General features: G+C 45.5%; 14 protein-coding genes, 2 tRNA genes and 1 riboswitch. Of the genes, 13 read left to right on the forward strand and 3 right to left on the reverse strand.

What is annotated here, in order from left to right; translation table 11 throughout:
• The first annotated feature begins 211 nt into the window (after positions 1-211).
• The 6 genes from tatA to G7Y37_RS08270 all read left to right on the forward strand — a co-directional run bounded on the left by tatA (position 212) and on the right by G7Y37_RS08270 (position 8,659).
• On the forward strand, positions 212-496 hold the full coding sequence (tatA, locus tag G7Y37_RS08245; protein ID WP_165062994.1) for a twin-arginine translocase TatA/TatE family subunit: 285 nt from the start codon (positions 212-214) through the stop codon (positions 494-496).
• A gap of 110 nt (positions 497-606) precedes the next feature.
• Positions 607-1,077: a transcription elongation factor GreA gene (gene greA / locus G7Y37_RS08250; protein WP_165062995.1), complete on the forward strand. Its 471-nt coding sequence runs from the start codon at positions 607-609 to the stop codon at positions 1,075-1,077.
• A 16-nt stretch (positions 1,078-1,093) separates the two neighbouring features.
• Positions 1,094-2,590, forward strand: coding sequence for a lysine--tRNA ligase (lysS, locus tag G7Y37_RS08255; RefSeq protein ID WP_165063011.1), 1,497 nt, complete (start codon positions 1,094-1,096; stop codon positions 2,588-2,590).
• Positions 2,591-2,688: 98 nt separating this feature from the next.
• The gene (locus G7Y37_RS08260) at positions 2,689-3,921 is read left to right on the forward strand and encodes a PLP-dependent aminotransferase family protein (RefSeq protein ID WP_165062996.1); all 1,233 of its coding nucleotides are present in this window, start codon (positions 2,689-2,691) and stop codon (positions 3,919-3,921) included.
• A gap of 150 nt (positions 3,922-4,071) precedes the next feature.
• The gene (locus G7Y37_RS08265; RefSeq protein ID WP_165062997.1) at positions 4,072-5,916 is read left to right on the forward strand and encodes a glucosaminidase domain-containing protein; all 1,845 of its coding nucleotides are present in this window, start codon (positions 4,072-4,074) and stop codon (positions 5,914-5,916) included.
• A gap of 160 nt (positions 5,917-6,076) precedes the next feature.
• The gene (locus tag G7Y37_RS08270; RefSeq protein ID WP_165062998.1) at positions 6,077-8,659 is read left to right on the forward strand and encodes an ATP-dependent Clp protease ATP-binding subunit; all 2,583 of its coding nucleotides are present in this window, start codon (positions 6,077-6,079) and stop codon (positions 8,657-8,659) included.
• A gap of 80 nt (positions 8,660-8,739) precedes the next feature.
• Here G7Y37_RS08270 and cysS read toward each other — a convergent pair whose 3' ends face one another.
• Genes cysS through ispD form a run of 3 tightly spaced genes read right to left on the reverse strand, consistent with a single transcriptional unit; the run spans position 8,740 to position 11,578 of the window.
• A complete protein-coding gene (cysS, locus tag G7Y37_RS08275; protein WP_165062999.1) occupies positions 8,740-10,236 on the reverse strand; it encodes a cysteine--tRNA ligase in 1,497 nt (498 codons plus the stop codon).
• Positions 10,233-10,733 carry a 2-C-methyl-D-erythritol 2,4-cyclodiphosphate synthase gene (gene ispF, locus G7Y37_RS08280; protein WP_165063000.1) on the reverse strand — a complete coding sequence of 167 codons (501 nt, stop codon included), beginning with the start codon at positions 10,731-10,733 and terminating at the stop codon, positions 10,233-10,235. Before ispF ends, cysS begins: the two co-directional genes overlap by 4 nt.
• Positions 10,730-11,578 carry a 2-C-methyl-D-erythritol 4-phosphate cytidylyltransferase gene (ispD, locus tag G7Y37_RS08285; RefSeq protein WP_165063001.1) on the reverse strand — a complete coding sequence of 283 codons (849 nt, stop codon included), beginning with the start codon at positions 11,576-11,578 and terminating at the stop codon, positions 10,730-10,732. Before ispD ends, ispF begins: the two co-directional genes overlap by 4 nt.
• 135 nt (positions 11,579-11,713) lie before the next feature.
• Here ispD and G7Y37_RS08290 point away from each other — a divergent pair, with 135 nt between their 5' ends.
• The 7 genes from G7Y37_RS08290 (at position 11,714) to G7Y37_RS08320 (ending at position 18,551) form a co-directional block, all read left to right on the forward strand.
• The gene (locus G7Y37_RS08290) at positions 11,714-12,007 is read left to right on the forward strand and encodes a CDP-alcohol phosphatidyltransferase (RefSeq protein WP_165063002.1); all 294 of its coding nucleotides are present in this window, start codon (positions 11,714-11,716) and stop codon (positions 12,005-12,007) included.
• Between the two features lie 85 nt (positions 12,008-12,092).
• On the forward strand, positions 12,093-12,959 hold the full coding sequence (locus G7Y37_RS08295; protein ID WP_165063003.1) for an Mrp/NBP35 family ATP-binding protein: 867 nt from the start codon (positions 12,093-12,095) through the stop codon (positions 12,957-12,959).
• Positions 12,960-13,013: 54 nt separating this feature from the next.
• Positions 13,014-13,089: transfer RNA gene (locus G7Y37_RS08300), tRNA-Ala, on the forward strand.
• Positions 13,090-13,128: 39 nt separating this feature from the next.
• Positions 13,129-13,222, forward strand: a riboswitch (SAM riboswitch).
• Between the two features lie 9 nt (positions 13,223-13,231).
• Positions 13,232-14,500 (forward strand): methionine adenosyltransferase, encoded by a 1,269-nt coding sequence (metK, locus tag G7Y37_RS08305; RefSeq protein ID WP_165063004.1) that lies wholly within the window; start codon positions 13,232-13,234, stop codon positions 14,498-14,500.
• A 6-nt stretch (positions 14,501-14,506) separates the two neighbouring features.
• A complete protein-coding gene (priA, locus tag G7Y37_RS08310) occupies positions 14,507-16,795 on the forward strand; it encodes a primosomal protein N' (protein ID WP_165063005.1) in 2,289 nt (762 codons plus the stop codon).
• A gap of 107 nt (positions 16,796-16,902) precedes the next feature.
• The gene (locus G7Y37_RS08315; RefSeq protein ID WP_165063006.1) at positions 16,903-18,414 is read left to right on the forward strand and encodes an RNA polymerase sigma factor; all 1,512 of its coding nucleotides are present in this window, start codon (positions 16,903-16,905) and stop codon (positions 18,412-18,414) included.
• Positions 18,415-18,476: 62 nt separating this feature from the next.
• Positions 18,477-18,551, forward strand: a tRNA-Asn gene (locus G7Y37_RS08320).
• Positions 18,552-19,070 lie beyond the last annotated feature (519 nt).

Below are 19,070 nucleotides of genomic sequence, written 5' to 3' on the forward strand. Positions count from 1 at the left end.
CCGCTCACATAGGGTGCTTTATGTTTTCTTGGATAAATCAGAGTATGTATCAGCCGCCCATGAGGCGGTTTTGTTTTATATAGACTTTGTGAGTGATAAGAGGGATGCGGTGTGCGATATAATCGTACTTCAATGCAGGATTACATACGAAAACGTATGTATATGTAGTAAAATATCGGTCGTTTACACTTAATGTTAATCGGAGGATACGATGAGAATTCTTGGCATGGGCGTACCTGAATTGCTGCTTATACTTGTAGTCGTCCTTCTTATTTTTGGCCCAAAGAACCTTCCTAAATTGGGCACTGCGCTTGGCAAGACTGTAAAAGGTCTTCGCGATGGAATGGGCGCAGGTAAGAAAGAAGCATCTGAGGCAACAGATGAAGAAGAAGTAGTTGAGGAAGTGGTTGTAGAGAGCACAGCTTCTGAGGCAAACACTTCTTCTGATGCACCAAAGAAGACCGTTAAGAAAGTTGTTGTTAAAAAGGCAGAATAGCCTTTGACATAGCTTAAATATAAATCTTTCGATTTATATTGGTAGAGAAGTTGGAGCAACACGCTTGTTTGAAACAGGCGTGTTGCTATGTTAATACAGGGAGAAGAACTATGGCTGATTCAAATTACATTCTCACAAAAGAGGGACGCCAAAAACTTGAGGAAGAACTGCATTATCTCGAAACTGAGAAACGAGCTGAGATAGGCGAGAGAATTAAAATTGCTCGTGAATTTGGCGACATATCAGAGAACTCTGAATACGATGATGCGAAAAACGAACAAGGCATGATGGAAGCTCGTATTGCGGAAATAACACGTATACTGAGCGAAGCTACGGTTGTCACCACTCCAAAACGTTCTTCAAAAGTGAATGTGGGTTCTACTGTTACTGTAAACATGGCTGGCAACGAGCGCGTTTTCACTATAGTTGGTGCTGCTGAAAGCGATACTGCTAGCGGTCGTATTTCCAATGAATCGCCTGTGGGACAAGCGCTGCTTGGACATAAGAAAGGCGAAAAAGTAATAGCTGTAGGTCCTACAGGACGACAAACCGAAATGGAAATCTTAAAAATTGAACACTAATCAAATGGGAGAGCAAATGCAGGAGCCAGACAATATAGAGCCAATAGAAGATGACCCTATCCAAGTAAGATTGTCTAAGCGTCAATCGTTAATAGATTCTGGGATAGACCCTTATGGGCACGCATTTAACAGATCGCATGATATTGCTACCTTAGATGCTATGTATGAGCATCTGGAAAATGGCGAAAGCACAGAAGATGAAGTGTCTATAGCCGGTCGAGTAATGGCTAGGCGCGTTCAGGGAAAAATTGCTTTTCTTGAAATTATGGACAACAGCGCAACCATTCAGCTTTTCTGCCGAATTAATACACTGGGAGAAGATGCATTTGCTAGTCTATGCGATTTAGATGTGGGAGACTGGATCGGCGTACATGGAGTAATGGTTCGTACTCGCCGTGGTCAACTTTCTGTTGCGGTTGATTCTTTCGAACTTTTATCGAAAAGCTTGCGTCCTCTTCCAGAGAAATATCACGGGCTAAACGACAAGGAAACTCGTTATCGTCAGCGCTATGTAGACCTTATTGTTAATCCGGAAGTACGCGATACATTTCGCAAAAGGTCGGCAATTGTATCAGCAATTCGTCGCTATATGGAAGAACAGGGTTTCATGGAAGTTGAGACTCCGTTTTTGCATGGCATTATAGGTGGCGCCAACGCAAAGCCTTTTATAACCCATTTCAATGCTCTAGATCGCGATTATTATTTACGTATTGCTACGGAGCTGCCACTAAAGCGGCTTTTAGTTGGAGGCTTTGATAAGGTTTTTGAAATAGGTAGGCAATTCAGAAACGAAGGTATGGACCCACATCATAATCCTGAATTTACCACCATGGAGGCGTATCAGGCTTTTAGCGATTTAGACGGAATGATGCAGCTTACTGAAGGCTACATAAAGGCAGCGGCGCAGGCAGCATGTGGAACGCTTCAAATAAATTATCAGGGAACTGAAATAGACCTTTCGGGCACGTGGAGACGCGCATCTATGATTGAGCTTGCTAGCGAATATGCAGGTGTAGATGTTTCGTTTGAGCGTACCCGCGAAGAACTTGTCGAAATTTTAGAGGATCGTGGCGGATACGCTGAAAACTCATGGGGCAAGGGAAAGCTTATCGCTGAGATATTCGAAGCTGTAGCGGAAGATAAGCTAATTCAGCCTATTTTTGTTATTGATCATCCAATAGAAGTATCTCCTCTAGCGAAAAAGCATCCCGATAATCCGGAACTAACGCAGCGTTTTGAATTGTTCATAATGGGTCATGAATACGCCAATGCCTTTACGGAACTGAACGACCCGGTAGATCAAGCCGATCGTTTCCGGGCGCAAGTAGCCGCTAAAGATATGGGCGACGATGAGGCTATGGGCTACGATTCCGACTATATTCGCGCACTTGAGTATGGTATGCCACCAGCCGGTGGTGTGGGTATAGGCATAGATCGTCTGGTTATGCTGCTTACTGATGCTCCTTCAATACGCGATGTGTTGCTCTTCCCGCACATGCGCGAAGAGGCTTAAGTGGCAGACCTAGCAATTTATGAATAGACGCTAAATAGTTATTGTTTAGTGTTTTTCAATAGAGAGTTAATGATTTTTAGCAACAAGGGGGAATTGTCATGGGAGAAACAGAGGCTCAAGAAGCACCAGAGAAGTCTGCAGGTCTTGGGGAAATTGAAGACTTGCTATCAGACGGGATTAAGGCTACTCCTCCCTCGTTCGTGAGAAGCATACTTAAGGCAGCAGCAGATCCGGAAGTTATTTCATTTGCGGGCGGTCTTCCCAACCCCATTTCATTTCCGCAAAAGGCTTTGCTTGAGTCTATGCAGCGGGTAGTGGCAGAACAAGGTGCAGCTGCGTTTCAATATTCTCTAACAGCAGGGTTGCCCGAATTGCGGCGTTGGATTGCTCAGCGTTACAACGAGCGTCATGGGCTAGATTACACCGAAGATGATGTGCTTATTACTACGGGTTCTCAGCAAGCATTAGATTTGCTTGGTAAAGTACTTTTGAATAAAGGTGACCATGTGGCGGTTGAAATGCCAACTTATTTGGCAGCAATTCAGGCGTTTTCTATGCAGCAGCCTCAATTTCATGCTGTTGAACTTACCGAGGATGGTCTAAATATTCCTCAGCTTAATCGTGCTTTGGATGCGGGCGTGAAGATGATATATCTCATTCCTAACTTCCAGAATCCAACAGGTCTTACCTATTCGATAGAAGGGCGCGAGGCGGTGCGTGCAGCTCTTGCTGGAAGAAATGTGGTGCTTATAGAAGATGATCCGTATGGCGAACTGCGTTTTGATGGCGCTACTCTGCCATATATTGGTGCTGGACATTTGCCGCACAGCATTGTGCTTGGGTCTTTTTCTAAGGTGGTTACACCCGGTATGCGTACAGGGTTTATTCTTACTAAAGATGCGCAGCTTTTAAGGAATATTTCTATCGCGAAAGAGGCTAGTGATCTTCACACCAATGTGTTTTCTCAGTATGTAATTTGGGATTATCTGATGCATAACGACCTAGATGAGCACTTGGTGAAGATTAAAGATCTTTATCGTTCGCAGGCTCAGGCTATGGTAGATGCTATGGAAGAATTTTTTCCTGCTAATGTTACCTACACGCGCCCCGATGGTGGAATGTTTTTATGGGTAACATTGCCCGAAGGCGTAAGTGCTATGAAAATTTTCCCAGAGGTGTTAAAGCAAAAGGTAGCGTTTGTGCCCGGCGATCCATTCTTTGTAGACGTGCAAGACTCTAACACTATGCGTCTAAATTACACCAACGCTGATTGCGCAACTATTCGTGAGGGTATTTGTCGTTTGGGGAAGATGCTTAAAGAACTTAATTAAGTTCAACACGCTTAACATATGGATGGATATTTGATGATTTTGACAGCAATTAGTTAGGAAGACCATGTGGTCGGCGTATCCTAAATCGTGTGTTAAAACGCGCATTTGTGTTGCGTTGTGCTAAAAAGATTAATGGGGAGTGAAAGTACCTTGGTTCGCAATTCAGATTTTAGTAATGTGGCTATAAAAGTTGGTCGTGTTGGTACAGCTGCATTACTCTCTGTAGCTCTAGCCGTTCCGCCTATTGCTATTACAAGTTCTCCTGCTTTGGCGGTAAGCGAAAGTTCTGATGCGGTATCCGCTGCTGAAGCAAGCAAATCTCTTTGTGACAATCAGATTCGCCTTGGTAAAGTAATAGTTGAACTTCGTGCATCTGGAGTTGCTGGCGCTGAAGCTGTAGAGCGTTATTTGACGGGTAAAGGGTTCACTAAGGCTGATGTTTTAGGAATGGATGTTGCGGCTATTGCTCAGGTAGACGCAAATCTTTCTTCTGAAATTTCTTGGTTGAAGGGTGTTTTGACAACTCCGGTAGCAGAGGAAGTGCCCGCTCCTGAGAATCCTGCAGAAAATGAAGCCGATAGCAGCACCGATGATAATGCCGATAATGCAGATTCTTCTGATGCCGCAGATGATGCAAGTGTAGAGGAAGAAACCAATAGCGAATCACAGGATGCCGAATCCGGGGATGCCGAATCTACAAATGACGATTCTAGCAAGAGCGAATCTTCTTCAAGTGATACTGCTTCAGATAATGAAAGCAGTAGCAATGATGCATCTGAAAAAGAAGAAACTCCCAGCGTACCTGAGTTAGTAGTGCCGCATCCTGTTTTTGGCGGTTTAGCCTCAGATGCTGAAAGTGATGCACCAGCTTATCCTCAATGGAGCTACAACGGTGATGCTACTTATACGCCTCACAACATTGGCGTAAACATGACCACCGAGAAATTTGTTGCAGTTATAGGCGAACAAGCAAGACAAATTGCAGATGAAAGCGGCTTATATGCGTCTGTGATGATTGCTCAGGCTATTCTTGAGTCAGCTTCTGGCAATTCGGCTTTGGCTACTGCTCCTAATAATAATTTGTTTGGTATAAAGGGTGCCTATAATGGCAGCAGCGTTAACATGCGCACTGTCGAATATGATGATAGCGGCATGATGTATATAACCGATTCTGATTTTCGCAGTTATCCCACTATGCGCGATTCGCTAACTGATTATGCATTGCTTTTGACTAATAGCATGGGTGGATTCTACAGCGGGGCATGGAAATTGAATGCCGAGACATATGTAGATGCCTGCGATTTTCTGCAAGGTCGCTACGCTACCGATATTGCATATTCCGCCAAACTGCAAGATCTTATTGTTACATACGATTTAACTCGTTACGATGAGCCACTAGATTACGTTCTTACTCATACATATGAAGTAGTTGATAACGACGGTCAGTTTTATTCTTCTGAAGCAAATTTGGAAACAGGTGAGCTTCAGATGGAGCAACGTGATTTGGTTGATTTAGTAGTTGAGGCAACTTCGCATCTTGGTGAAGATTATGTATGGGGTGGCACAACTCCCGGCTCATTTGATTGCTCTGGCTTGGTTCAGTATGCTTACCGTCAGGCAATGGGAGTTGAAATTCCGCGTACAACTCATTATCAGTGTATGCAGGGTGACGATGTAGATTTTAACGATTTGCATATGGGCGATTTGCTTTTCTTCACCTATGAAGATAACACTGTTGGACATGTTGGTATGTATTTGGCTGAAGGGTGCTTTATCGAAGCGCCGCAGACTGGAGAAGTTATCAAAATTACTTCTATGTCAGAGAAGATGCCAACATTTGCGAAGCGTATCATAGAAAGTAAACCAGTTGATAAGGAGCTTGCGCAGAAGTCCACTTCTGAGCGATGGGAGAAGGCAGTAGCGCTTATACGTACACAGCAAGCAAGCGATGCAGCCGATGCGCTTCCAATATCGATTGGTGGTAAGCGTGATTAACGCATGTTTGAAATAGTTTTATCTGGAGCGGGACCGTTTGGTCCCGCTCTTGTTTGTATAGCATATGGGTATGTTGTGCTTGGCTAGCACTCTAGCCCAACGACTGCTAAAATTGCATTCGAAAAAAAAGATTGTGATAGCGTGTTAGAAATGAGGGAACATGTCATTTGAAAAATTTACAGATAAAGCTCGAAAGGTGCTGGTGCTGGCTCAGGATGAAGCGCGGGCTCTGCATCAGCCATATGTTGGTACAGAGCATATTCTGCTTGGGCTTATAAAAGAAAAAGAGGGTTTGGCGGCACAGGCTATAGAGCGCATGAATGTATCGTATGACGATGTAGTTCAGGCTATACGTCAGGTTTCTTCAATAGATGAAGATACTGATGTGTCGGGGCATTTAGCTTTTACTCCTCGCGTAAAACGAGTGTTAGAGAATTCGCTGCGTGAAGCCATGCAGATGGGGCAAAGTTATATATCTACAGAACATTTGCTATTAGGTATTGTTCGAGAAGGAGAGGGTACTGCCCTAGATGTGCTTTCGCGTTTAGGAATTAGCGGTGATGACATTCGGTCAACAATGAACGATATAGTTGGTCAGACACCGGTAATGGCAGGTCGTAATTCGTTTGATCCTATGGGCGGCAGTCACGATAGCATGTTGAACGAATTTGGAACCGACCTTACTAAAAAAGCGCATGATGGTAAGCTTGACCCTGTAATTGGTCGCGCTGCAGAAATAGAGCGCGTAATGCAGATTTTGTCTAGGCGGCAGAAGAACAATCCGCTTATTTTAGGAGAACCGGGCGTAGGTAAAACTGCTATTGCAGAAGGGCTAGCTCAACTTATCGCATCGAATCAAGTTCCTGATTTGTTGCGCAATAAACGTCTGATAACACTTGATGTATCGGCTCTTGTCGCTGGTAGTAAGTATCGCGGTGAATTTGAAGAGCGTATGAAGAAAGTTATCAAAGAGGTAATGGATGCAGGTGACGTACTGCTATTCATCGATGAGATACACACGATAATAGGTGCTGGATCTGCTGAAGGCTCTATAGATGCAGCTGCAATATTGAAACCTCCGCTGTCGCGTGGCGAAATCCAGATAATTGGTGCTACTACATTAGATGAATACCGCAAACATTTAGAGAAGGACTCTGCATTTGAGCGGCGTTTCCAGCCCCTTACGATAAAAGAGCCAAATGAAGAGCAGGCTGTACGTATTTTGGAAGGCTTGCGTGATAGATACGAAGCGCATCATCAGGTGCATTTTACTGAAGAGGCGCTTCAGGCTAGCGTTTCGCTTGCCAATCGCTACATTCAAGATAGGTATTTGCCCGACAAGGCGATAGATGTCCTAGATGAAGCTGGTGCGCGCATGCGTATACGCAATATGACGCTGCCGCCAGAATTGCGCGAATTGGATGACCAGATAAGGCGTGTTCGCCAAGATAAAGACAAAGCCATAGGTGAACAGAATTTTGAGCGTGCAGCTTCACTTAGAGATAAAGAAGCCGAGCTTAAAACCAAGCGCGAAGAAGCCGAGAAACAGTGGGAGGCTGATTCAGCGAAGAGTATCAACCAAGTTACTATGGAAGATGTCGCTGATGTTATATCGATGTCTACCGGAGTTCCGGTGTCTAGCTTGACAGAGGCTGAAACAGAGAAACTTTTGCGGATGGAAAGCGTCTTACATGAACGCGTAATTGGACAAGAAGAGGCAGTTACAGCGCTATCGAAGGCTATTAGACGTTCGCGTTCTGGATTGAAAGACCCGAAGCGCCCGGCTGGCTCGTTCATCTTCTTAGGTCCCTCTGGTGTTGGCAAAACAGAACTTGCAAAATCGCTTGCGGAATTTCTCTTTAATTCCGAAGATGCGCTGTTGTCGTTTGACATGTCGGAATACATGGAGAAGCATGCAGTTTCGCGTTTAGTTGGTTCGCCTCCGGGGTATGTCGGCTTTGATGAGGGTGGTCAGCTTACAAAGGCGGTACGTCAGCGTCCGTATTCTGTGGTGCTGTTCGATGAAATAGAGAAAGCGCATCCGGATGTATTCAATATTTTATTGCAGATACTTGAAGAAGGTAGGTTAACCGATGCACAGGGACGCACGGTCGATTTCCGCAATACGGTTATTATTCTTACCTCTAATGTAGGTGCGCGTGAAATTGCACAGTCCACTCCGCTAGGCTTTAGTCCGCAAGGGCAAGATGGGCTTTCCGATAAAGAAATCAAAAGCCGCGTTATGAGCGAAATGAAAAATATATTCAGACCAGAATTTCTTAACAGGCTTGACGAGATAATTGTGTTCAAGAGCTTAACGAAGGAGCAAATTGGGCAGATAGTTGAACTAATGGTGGCAGATCTGCGAGATCGTATGATAGAGCAGAATATGACCATTAACTTGACCGATGCGGCTCGTCAATTCATCGCTTCTGAAGGCACCGATACGACATATGGTGCACGTCCATTGCGTCGTGCTATTCAACGTTTGCTGGAAGATCCGATATCGGAGCAGATATTGGAGGGTCGTTGGACAAGCGGTTCTGTTGTTGATGTGGATGTGGAAGGCGAAGGCGAGGATACTCACCTAGTGTTTAATGAGGGTACAGGAAGTATTCCGGCACCGCGCAAGCGCGACTCGATTGCTCGCGAGGCTGAACTTTTGCTTACCAATTTCGATCTTGGAAATGCTGGCGTTTCTAAACCGGCACCGGCTGGAGCCATAGGAAGCGGTACTGAGTAAATATCGCAGATTGCTTATAGATACGAAGAAAGCCTAGAGTTTGCGCCTCTAGGCTTTCTTATAGCTAAATGAAGATTAAATTAGCCAGCGTAAGTTACCTTAGCACCTTGCGGTGTATCTTCAATTATAAAACCTAACTCTATCAAGCCATCGCGAATAGCATCAGCTTTACCCCAATCTTTAGCAGCTTTAGCTGAAGTGCGTGCCTCTATTAGAGCGCTTAGTGCCTCATTTGTGTTTTCGCCGGTGTAATCTGCCATATCGGCTGCTAGAGATATAGTTTCTTCTGGATAGCTAGCGCTAGTCTTATCTTCGAGCTTCATTCCTAACACGCCTAAAAGTTCTTTGATAAGGTTGCTTGCATGCTTGGTGCATACTGCATCTTTATCTGATAAGGTTTTACCAGCTAATGCGGTGTTCATATGACCAACTAATGTAAAAATACAACCTAGCGCAGCGGGTGCGTTAAAGTCGTCATCCATCGCAGATGTGAAATCCTCGCGCGTTTGCTCAACAACTGCTTCGATATCTTTTTCGTCAAGGACACTTGGAGCATCGGTCTGTGCATTTTTGCACAACCAAGCCATGTTCTCTAAGGCTGTTTCTATTCGTGATAAAGCAGCGTTGGCTTCATCAATTCGTTCCATTGAGAAATCAAGCGGGCTTCGATAATGTGTTTGCAGCATTAACATACGTAGGGCAAGCGGTCTGGCTTCTTCTAAAACTTGATGAAGCAGAAGAAAATTACCAAGCGATTTACTCATTTTTTCGGAATTAATCTGTAGCATTCCTGAGTGCATCCAGTATCTAGAAAAAGCTCCATCGTATGCGCATTCGCTTTGTGCGCATTCATTTTCATGATGGGGAAATATAAGGTCGGCACCTCCGCCGTGGATATCAATTGGGAGTCCCAAATATTTTTCGCTCATAGCTGAGCATTCTATGTGCCATCCCGGGCGACCTAAACCCCAAGGCGATTCCCAAGATGGCTCTCCCGGTTTAGCAGCTTTCCAAAGCGCAAAATCTAAAGGATCGCGTTTTCTGTCTTCTACGCCTTTACCGTCTGCGCGAAGTTCGCGGTGCCCCGCTTCCATTTCATCTATATTGCGCCCAGAAAGCGATCCGTAATGGGCATCTGAGCGCACATCGAAATAAACATCGCCTTCTTTGGCATAGGCATGTCCTTTATCGATTAGCTTTTGTACTAAAGCTATCATGGCATCTATTTCTTCGGTAGCTTTTGGTCGTATTGTAGGCGCAGCAACGCCGGCTGCATGCATGTCTGCTATGAATGCTTCAGTGTATTCCTTTGCTACATCTGCGGCGCTGCGACCTTCTTCGCTTGCCTTTGCTATTATTTTGTCGTCAACATCTGTTACGTTTTGAACAAAAGTTACGTTGTAGCCGCGCCATTCAAAATAACGACGGATCATATCAAACGATATAAAAGTGCGCGCATTTCCTAGGTGAATACGGTTGTAAACAGTAGGCCCGCACACATACATACTAACCTTGCCCTCTTCGCGAGGTATGAAATCAACTTTGCGACGTTGCTTGGTATCGTAGAGCTTTATCATTTTGTCTCTCTTTCTTTGCTGATAAGGCAGGTAGCCCATGCGCAAATACCTTCTTCGCGACCAACAAACCCTAAGTGTTCAGTGGTGGTAGCTTTTACGCCTACGTTTTCAATAGGGATTTCAAGCGCTGCAGCTAGGTTGGCGCGCATCTGCTCGCGATAGGGAGAAAGCTTAGGCTGCTGTGCTGCTAGGACTGAATCTACATCTACAATACAAAACCCCTTGCTGCGTACCGCGCATGCTGCATCTCGCAAAAGCAACATAGAGTTCGCATCTTTGAAAGCGGGGTCGGTATCTGGGAACAGTTTGCCAATGTCTCCTATGCGTGCGGCTCCAAGAATAGAATCGGCGATAGCGTGTGCCAATACATCTGCGTCAGAGTGTCCATCAAGTCCTAGTTTGTATGGAATTTCAACGCCACCTAATATAAGTTTGCGCCCTTCAGCGAAAGCGTGCACGTCCATACCGATACCGCAACGCATATCTGGTGCAATCATCGTTCCGACTCCGGGATATAGCTTTCTGCAAGTGCGCGCACGGCAGAGACTAGTAACATGTAGTCTTCTGGTACTGTAAGTTTAATGTTGTCACGCTTGCCCTCAACTACCATTACGGTGCCGCCTAAGCGCTCTATTAGCGACGAGTCGTCTGTTCCCACAAAACCATCCGACATGGCAGAAACTTGAGCGCGGCGATATATTCCAGTGCGGAATACTTGAGGTGTTTGGGCGTTCCAAAAAACTGTTCTGTCTGGGGTTCCTACAATAACGCCATCTTCAACAATTTTTAAGGTATCGATAGAGGGGTGTGCAACTACCGCTCCGTCTACGTCGATATTTCCTTTTACAGTATTGATGGTATGTAGCACCATGTCCGGAGAGATTAGCGGGCGCGCACCATCGTGCAATACGACAAATTCAAAATCGTCAGGAACTTTTTCAAGCCCTTTGAATGCGGATTCCTGACGAATTTGTCCGGCTGGCGCCATAACTATTGGCGTTACAAACGGAAAAGGATCGATAGCCCGTTTTAAGTATTCTTCGGTGCGTTCTTCCGGGCAAACTATTACTATAAGACCAATATCTCCTACAGCATCAAACGCTTCGGCTGACCATGTAAGAATTGGTTTTCCGGCTATTTCTACAAGTTGTTTACCGCCTTCGCGACCGAAGCGATCTCCTGTGCCGCCGGCTAAAACGATTGCTGCCGTCTTGGGGTTTTTGTCCAATTTTCCTACAAGCTGTGATGTAGCAATGCTGAAAGCATCTAGATCGATAGAATTCATCAACTCCGGAGCGCGTAGCGCCTCGGGAGCAAATACGGGATCGACGGTATTTGACATCGGCATTCCTTGCTTTTTCGTGCGTGTAAAATAATATACATAAGTATACATCTCGAATAATTGAAAGTTGCACTGCACACGCCGCGTAAACTTGCTAAGATGTTAATTACAGAAATGTCGAACGAAAGGGTCAAAATGGGAGTCAAATCAAACGAGGTACTCGAAATATCTTTCGACGATCTGCAGCCGTACCTCCATGCGAACCATGCTATCTACATGGAAGTAGACGGAAATTGCTACTATCTTACTGATGTGAACGATCGTTATTGGAGAGTTCAAGATTGTTCGCAGAAGAACGAGAAGGGTCATTATGTAGATGCGAGTGAGTTAGTTCCGACTATTGCCGAGTTTTTGGAGTTACCTTTCTTGGACGGGAAGTCGGTACATGACCTGTTCGATGAAGCTGAATTTTATGCGTCTGAAAAATAGGTTGAGTGTCTGTTAAAAAAAATAATAGATATAAATAAAGTGAAGCGGCTGATCGTAGCCGCTTCTTTTTGAAAGGTAATACGTGATGTCAGAAAACGAAGAATTAACACAAGAGGCACCAGAGGACTGCACTGGCAGTTGCTCTAGTTGTGGTGTTGCTGGGTGTGGATCGCGTACTCAGGATCAGGCACCTGCAAAACTTGAGCCCAATAGCCGTTCAAGCATAAAAAAGGCTATAGCGGTCGTGTCGGGTAAGGGCGGCGTTGGTAAGTCGCTGGTAACAAGTCTTTTAGCGGCTCAATTTTCAAAACAGGGCAAAAAAGTTGCAATCTTAGATGCCGATGTAACCGGTCCTTCTATCCCTAAAGCTTTTGGTGCGCATGCGCATCCTGTTGCCGATGAAGATGGTATAAACCCTGTTACTACACCATCAGGGATAAAAATTATGTCAGTTAATTTGCTTCTTCCCGGCGAAGATGTGCCTGTTGCTTGGCGAGGACCTGTTGTCACAAATGCGCTTATGCAATTTTGGCAGGAAGTGAATTGGGGCGATGTTGATATTATGCTTATCGATATGCCTCCCGGCACATCTGATGTGTTTTTAACCATATTCCAAATGCTTCCAATAGATGGCATAGTTAGCGTTTCTGCTCCGCAAGAACTTGTAGCTGCAATAGTGGGCAAAGCTGTGAATTTGGCTCATAATTTGGACGTTCCGGTTATAGGTCTTGTAGAGAATATGGCTTACTTTAAGTGCGACGATTGCGGTAAAAAACATTACATTTTTGGTGAACCGCAAGGCGAATCTGTTGCCAAAAAGTACGAAATAGATGCCGTCGCTACTTTGCCTATAGATCCTGTTGCTGCTCGTTTGGTCGATGCTGGCAAGGTAGAGGAATACGATACAGAAAATGCGCTTTTGCCGATAATCGAGCAAATTGAGAAGGCTTAATCATAATATGCTTGGCAAAATGCTACGTTGTGTTATAGTAGTCAACGCATTTTTGGGGCATTAGCTCAGCTGGGAGAGCGCATGGCTGGCAGCCATGAGGTCAGGGGTTCGATCCCCCTATGCTCCACCAGAATTTGCATACGGGCACCTTTGTTGGGTGCCCGTATTTCCATTATCAAGAGCCGGGGTAGGGAGTTGGCCCGCTGATCCTGACACCAACCTGAGGGTTTCTCTTAAGGTGGTAATGCCAACATCGATGAAGGGATGCTCTTATGGCGAACTTTAGCAAGGATTATATTTTCACTTCAGAATCAGTTACTGAAGGTCATCCAGATAAGATGTGTGACCAAATAAGCGATGCTATTTTAGATGCTATTCTGGCGAAAGAGATTGAGCTTCAAGAGACGGGCTATATTGCACCTAATGGTCAGCCTGCAGACGTTAGTAAGGTGCGCTGTGCGTGCGAAACGCTTACTACGACAGGTATGGTTGTTGTTACTGGTGAAATTCGCACGCAGGCGTATGTGGATGTGCCTGCTATAGTGCGCGATGTTGTTAATGAGATTGGATACAACAGGGCAAAGTTTGGTTTTGATTGCAGCACATGCGCTGTTATGAATTCTATTCACGAGCAATCTCCCGATATAGCGCAGGGGGTGGATGAGTCGTTTGAATCACAGCGTGGAAGTGCTAAGGAAAGCGATGCTTATGAGTTAATCGGCGCCGGCGATCAGGGCATGGTTTTTGGGTATGCAGTAAACGAAACACCCACATTGATGCCCATGCCAATTTATTTGGCGCATAGGCTTGCTGAGCGTTTAACCGAAGTACGCAAAACCGGTGTATTGAAGTTTTTGCGCCCTGATGGCAAGACGCAAGTATCTGTGCGCTATGAAAACGATAAGCCGGTAGAGATTGAAAAAATTGTTGTATCTACCCAGCATTCTGAAGATGTGGATGCCGATACGCTGCGCAAGGCAATCATAGACAATGTGATAAAGCCGGTATTTGAAGAACAGGGCGTAAAGCTGGCGGATAATGCTGAAATATTTGTAAATCCCACAGGGCGTTTTGTTGTAGGCGGTCCGATGGGTGATGCTGGTCTTACAGGGCGAAAGGTAATCGTTGACACGTATGGCGGAATGGGACGTCATGGCGGCGGTGCATTTTCGGGTAAGGACTGTACGAAGGTTGATAGGTCTGCTGCTTATGCGGCGCGTTGGGTGGCAAAAAATGTGGTTGCGGCAGGATTAGCTGATAGGTGCGAGGTACAAATTGCATATGCTATAGGTGTGGCTAATCCAGTATCTATAATGGTTGATACATTTGGTACCAATAAAGTTCCAGAAAAAGATATAGAGTGCGCTGTAGGTGAAGTTTTCGATTTGCGCCCTGCTGCGATAGTGGATGAACTGGATTTACGCCGTCCGATATATCGCAAAACCGCTGCTTATGGGCATTTTGGACGCGAACTTCCAGAGTTTACTTGGGAAGCTACCGACAAAGTTGATGCTTTGAAGGCGGCTTGCGGGATGGCATAGGCTTTTGTGCGGGTAGCCGAGGTCATATTAGATATTCCAGCACAAGCGCTTGACGCGCCTTATACATATTTGGTGCCTAAAGATGCAGATGATATTGAGATAGGCTGTGCAGTATTAGTGCCTTTAGGTGGGCGCAAGGCAATTGGTTTTGTTATGCTCGTGCGCGATATTGATAAACCCGAGCGCCCATTAAAACCAATCGATCAGGTAGTTTCTAAGCCTTATTTCAACGCTAAGGGTGCTGACTGTGCGCGTTTTTTGGCAAGTAGATATGTAGCACCGCTTTCTGTATGTATTCGACTTTTTACTCCGCCTAGTGCTCTGCCGCGCATTGTTCGTTTGCGCAATGGTGGCTGGAGGTTAGAAGAGCCTGCTATTGGGGAAGTTGATGATAGATGGGTTGTCGAAGGACCAAATATAGCAACTTTTCATCCTAGGAAAAATGCTGTGAAGCAAATTGCTGTGCTAGATGCGGTTCGGCGCGGAGATGTGCGCATGGCGGAACTAGCACTTGAATATGGCAATATTTCGCAAGTGGTGAAAAATCTTGCTGAAAAGGACGTTGTTTCAATAGTGCGAAGGCGGCGCATGCGCAACGGGGGCGTTGCAGATGGCGAGATGTTCCGTGGTGGCTATGGTCGCCCTGCTGAATTGACCGAAAGCCAGCGCAATGCACTACAAGCTATAACCTGTGCGGCGGATAAACGCAGCGGGGATGTGGTGGTGGTAGATGGAGTTACAGGGTCGGGCAAAACAGAAGTATATTTACAGGCGATAGAGCACATTCTTACACAGGGGCGCAATGCGATCGTTTTAGTTCCTGAAATATCTTTAACACCGCAGACAGTGGCGCGCTTTCGTGGCAGATTTGGTGGTGCGGTTGCGGTTATGCACTCGCGTATGAGCGCGGGAGAGCGCTACGATCAGTGGGATTTCATAAGGAGCGGTGAAGCTAGAGTAGTTGTAGGTGCTAGGAGCGCCCTTTTTACACCACTTCAAGATGTTGGTCTTATAGTGATAGATGAAGAGCACGAAACAACATACAAACAGGAAAATGCTCCGAGATATGTTGCCCGCGATGTGGCGGAGTGGATGATGCGTGAAAATGGCGGCACGCTTGTACTGGGATCTGCGACACCATCTATTGAGGCGCTGTATCGTGCTCGAATAGATACGCATTGGAGCTTGGTTAGCATGCCCGATAGGGCTAATGGTGCTCCTTTACCGAAGATTGAAGTTGTTGATATGGCTGCCGAATTTGGAGCTGGCAACCGCTCAATGTTTTCGGCGCGACTTGCTTCTGCTTTGAAAGAGCAGCTATTTTTGGGCAACAAAGCCGTGTTACTGCTAAACCAGCGGGGATTTGCCAGTTTTCTTCTTTGTCGTGACTGCGGATTTGTGCCGGAATGTATAAATTGCGCCACTTCGCTTACATATCATGAACAAGGAAATAAATTAGTTTGCCATCATTGCGGATACACTGTTTCAGTGCCTGCGGTTTGTCCACAGTGTGAAAGTCCTTATCTTAGGCGTTTTGGGGCTGGAACACAGAGAGTGCAGTCTGAGTTGCGTTCATTGCTGGATGAGCAATTTGGCGAAGAGGCTGCATTTCCTATCATTCGCATGGATGCTGATACAACTTCTACCAAAGGTTCGCATCAGAGATTGTTGGAAGAGTTTGCTTCTGCGCCAAGTGCTGTATTGCTAGGCACACAAATGATAGCGAAGGGGCTAGATTTTGAAGATGTTACATTGGTTGGCGTAATTAATGCCGATACGCAGCTATATCTTCCAGATTATCGAGCAGCTGAGCGCACCTTTGATTTAATAGAGCAGGTTGCAGGCAGAGCAGGGCGCGGCAAACTTCTCGGGAACGTGATAGTTCAAACATATTTAGCCGATTCGCTTGCTATCCGTACAGCTGCCGCATACGATCGTAAAGCATTTTTGCATGAAGAGCTGCAAAAGCGCAAGATGCTGCGTTATCCTCCGTTTGTGCGCATGGCTAATGTGCTTGTGTGGGGGCGTGAAGAGGCGGCTGTTAAGGCGGAGGCTGAGAATCTTTATAGCCAACTTGCTTCACTTGCTTTGTGTGACAATGTTGGTGATATGGAAGTTTTGCCCGCTAATCCGTGCGTATTGTCCAGAGTGCGAGGTAATTATCGCTGGCATATATTAGTGAAAGCCGATCCGGCAAGTGATATATCTAATCTTCTTCGACCTATATTTACTTCACGAAAGGCAATTAAAGAAGTTAATGTTGCTTTAGATATTGATCCTATAGATATATTGTAGAAACTGCTTGATTAGATTTCGAAATTTAGGTATGATTACAGTTCGCATGTTTGCGCTCAGATTGCGCACCATGTTTTGAATGCAATTTCTTGCGAAAGGAATGTCTAGTGGCTAGAGTCTCAAAGCAAGCCGAGGAGAAGGCGAAGACAGAGAGCAAGAAGGGCCCAAGTAAGACATCCAAAGCCAAAACGGAAGAAACAGCTGTAAAAACTAAAACAACCGCTAAGGCTTCAAGCTCTTCTAATAAGAAGGCTGCTACAAAAGGCGATACGAAATCGACCACAAAAACAGCAGCTAAAACAACAAAAGATACTGCGAAATCTTCAGAGAAGACTGCGGCAGCTAAGAATACAAAAAGCACCAAAGCCAAAACAAGCACCAAGAGCGCTACATCAACTTCAAAAGCTAAATCAAGCGAAAAGGCTACGCCGAAAACGTCTTCAAAAAAGAATGCAGAAGATAAGCTGATTGTTAGTCCAGATGAAATTGATTCCAGTGAGATAGAAATTTCAGTTGATGATGCAATTGTTGCGGGCGAGGCAGATTCGGCAGGTACTGAATCCGATGAAGAGCTTTTAGAGGGTATTCCCGAAGAAGAACTCAAAGCTACTGTGGATGTCCAGTTGCCTAAGGTTACATCGGCTCGTTCAAAGTCAAAAGCTCACAAGCGCAATGCCGAGGCTTCGGTTACGATGCTTACGGGCGATCCTGTTCGGATGTATTTGAAAGAAATAGGTAAGGTACCCCTATTAACTGCGGCAGAAGAGATTGATCTTGCTATGAAGATAGAGGCAGGAACGGCTGCCAGTGCAGAATTGGAAAAAGCTGCCGAAGAGGGTATAGAACTAAATCGCCGCGATAAGCGTCGTCTAACCCGTGTTGAACAGGTTGGTTTTGACGCGAAACAGGCGCTTATAGAAGCGAATTTGCGTCTGGTTGTCTCTATTGCAAAACGCTATGTTGGTCGCGGCATGCTGTTTCTCGACCTTATTCAAGAGGGCAATTTGGGTCTTATTCGTGCAGTTGAGAAATTTGACTATACAAAAGGTTTCAAGTTTTCTACTTATGCAACATGGTGGATTCGTCAAGCTATAACTCGCGCTATTGCTGATCAGGCGCGTACAATTCGTATTCCTGTTCATATGGTGGAAACTATAAACAAACTAGTGCGCATTCAGCGTCAGCTGTTGCAGAACTTAGGGCGCGAACCAACCCCGGAAGAAATTGGCGAGGAAATGGGTCTTCCGGCTGAGCGTGTTCGCGAAATACAAAAGATTTCCCAAGAGCCTGTATCGTTAGAAACACCCATAGGCGAAGAAGAAGATTCACAGTTGGGCGATTTTATTGAGGACGATGCTGCTGTTGTGCCTCCCGATGCTGCAAGCTTTAGCATGCTGCAAGAGCAATTGGGTAAGGTTCTCGATGGGTTGGCTGAACGAGAGCGTAAGGTAATTGCGCTTCGATTTGGTTTGGAAGACGGGCATCCGCGTACACTTGAAGAAGTGGGTCGCGAATTTGGTGTTACGCGCGAGCGCATTCGCCAGATAGAGAGCAAGACTCTTGCGAAACTTCGTCATCCTTCCCGCTCAAGCAAATTAAAGGACTACTTAGAAGATTAGGATTTGCATAGTTTTTTCTTTGATATATAATTACTAGCCGTCGCTTCGAGCGGCACATATATTCCTCGGTAGCTCAACGGCAGAGCATCCGGCTGTTAACCGGAGGGTTGTAGGTTCGAATCCTACCCGGGGAGCCATAAAAGAAGTACGAGGTCAGAAGTTATTTCTGACCTCGTTTTTTTGTGGTGACATATCAGGGTGGTATATCAAATGGCATATCAGGTGGGCGTCAGGGCGGAAAACTGATCAGTTTCTGCAAGCGACCCATGGCTTCTCGGTTCGCGTCTGCGTCGTCATGTATATATCTAAATCGACAGTTTGCTAGCAAACAGACCTACCACTCCAAATCGACTAGCTTAGTCATTGCATGTGTAATCCGACTAAGGAGGTCAGGAAAGAATGATCAGCATGTCCAAAGCATAGCAAAATATCGAATTTATTGTTGACGAATACAGAGGACAAAGGATAACTCACAAGTGTCTCAAATGACACATCCGCCTGATGCTTTTTTGGACTATTTCACGCCCCGAAAACGTAGACGTTATTTGGCTCTAACTCCGTTTGCGGTAAAATCGCGCTTACACAGGGAAGATGCGATTATGCCGATGCCGAATAAAGCGGATATTCGGGCTCAAAATAACGTCTATGTTTTTGTT

The sequence above is a fragment of the Adlercreutzia sp. ZJ154 genome, assembly GCF_011039055.1.
Taxonomy (GTDB): Bacteria; Actinomycetota; Coriobacteriia; order Coriobacteriales; family Eggerthellaceae; genus Adlercreutzia_A.

Coding starts and splice junctions, on each gene's coding strand:
- tatA (WP_165062994.1), top strand. CDS start 212: ATGAGAATTCTTGGCATGGGCGTACCTGAATTGCTGCTTATACTTGTA.
- greA (WP_165062995.1), top strand. CDS start 607: ATGGCTGATTCAAATTACATTCTCACAAAAGAGGGACGCCAAAAACTT.
- lysS (WP_165063011.1), top strand. CDS start 1,094: ATGCAGGAGCCAGACAATATAGAGCCAATAGAAGATGACCCTATCCAA.
- G7Y37_RS08260 (WP_165062996.1), top strand. CDS start 2,689: ATGGGAGAAACAGAGGCTCAAGAAGCACCAGAGAAGTCTGCAGGTCTT.
- G7Y37_RS08270 (WP_165062998.1), top strand. CDS start 6,077: ATGTCATTTGAAAAATTTACAGATAAAGCTCGAAAGGTGCTGGTGCTG.
- cysS (WP_165062999.1), bottom strand. CDS start 10,236: ATGATAAAGCTCTACGATACCAAGCAACGTCGCAAAGTTGATTTCATA.
- ispF (WP_165063000.1), bottom strand. CDS start 10,733: ATGATTGCACCAGATATGCGTTGCGGTATCGGTATGGACGTGCACGCT.
- ispD (WP_165063001.1), bottom strand. CDS start 11,578: ATGTCAAATACCGTCGATCCCGTATTTGCTCCCGAGGCGCTACGCGCT.
- G7Y37_RS08290 (WP_165063002.1), top strand. CDS start 11,714: ATGGGAGTCAAATCAAACGAGGTACTCGAAATATCTTTCGACGATCTG.
- G7Y37_RS08295 (WP_165063003.1), top strand. CDS start 12,093: ATGTCAGAAAACGAAGAATTAACACAAGAGGCACCAGAGGACTGCACT.
- metK (WP_165063004.1), top strand. CDS start 13,232: ATGGCGAACTTTAGCAAGGATTATATTTTCACTTCAGAATCAGTTACT.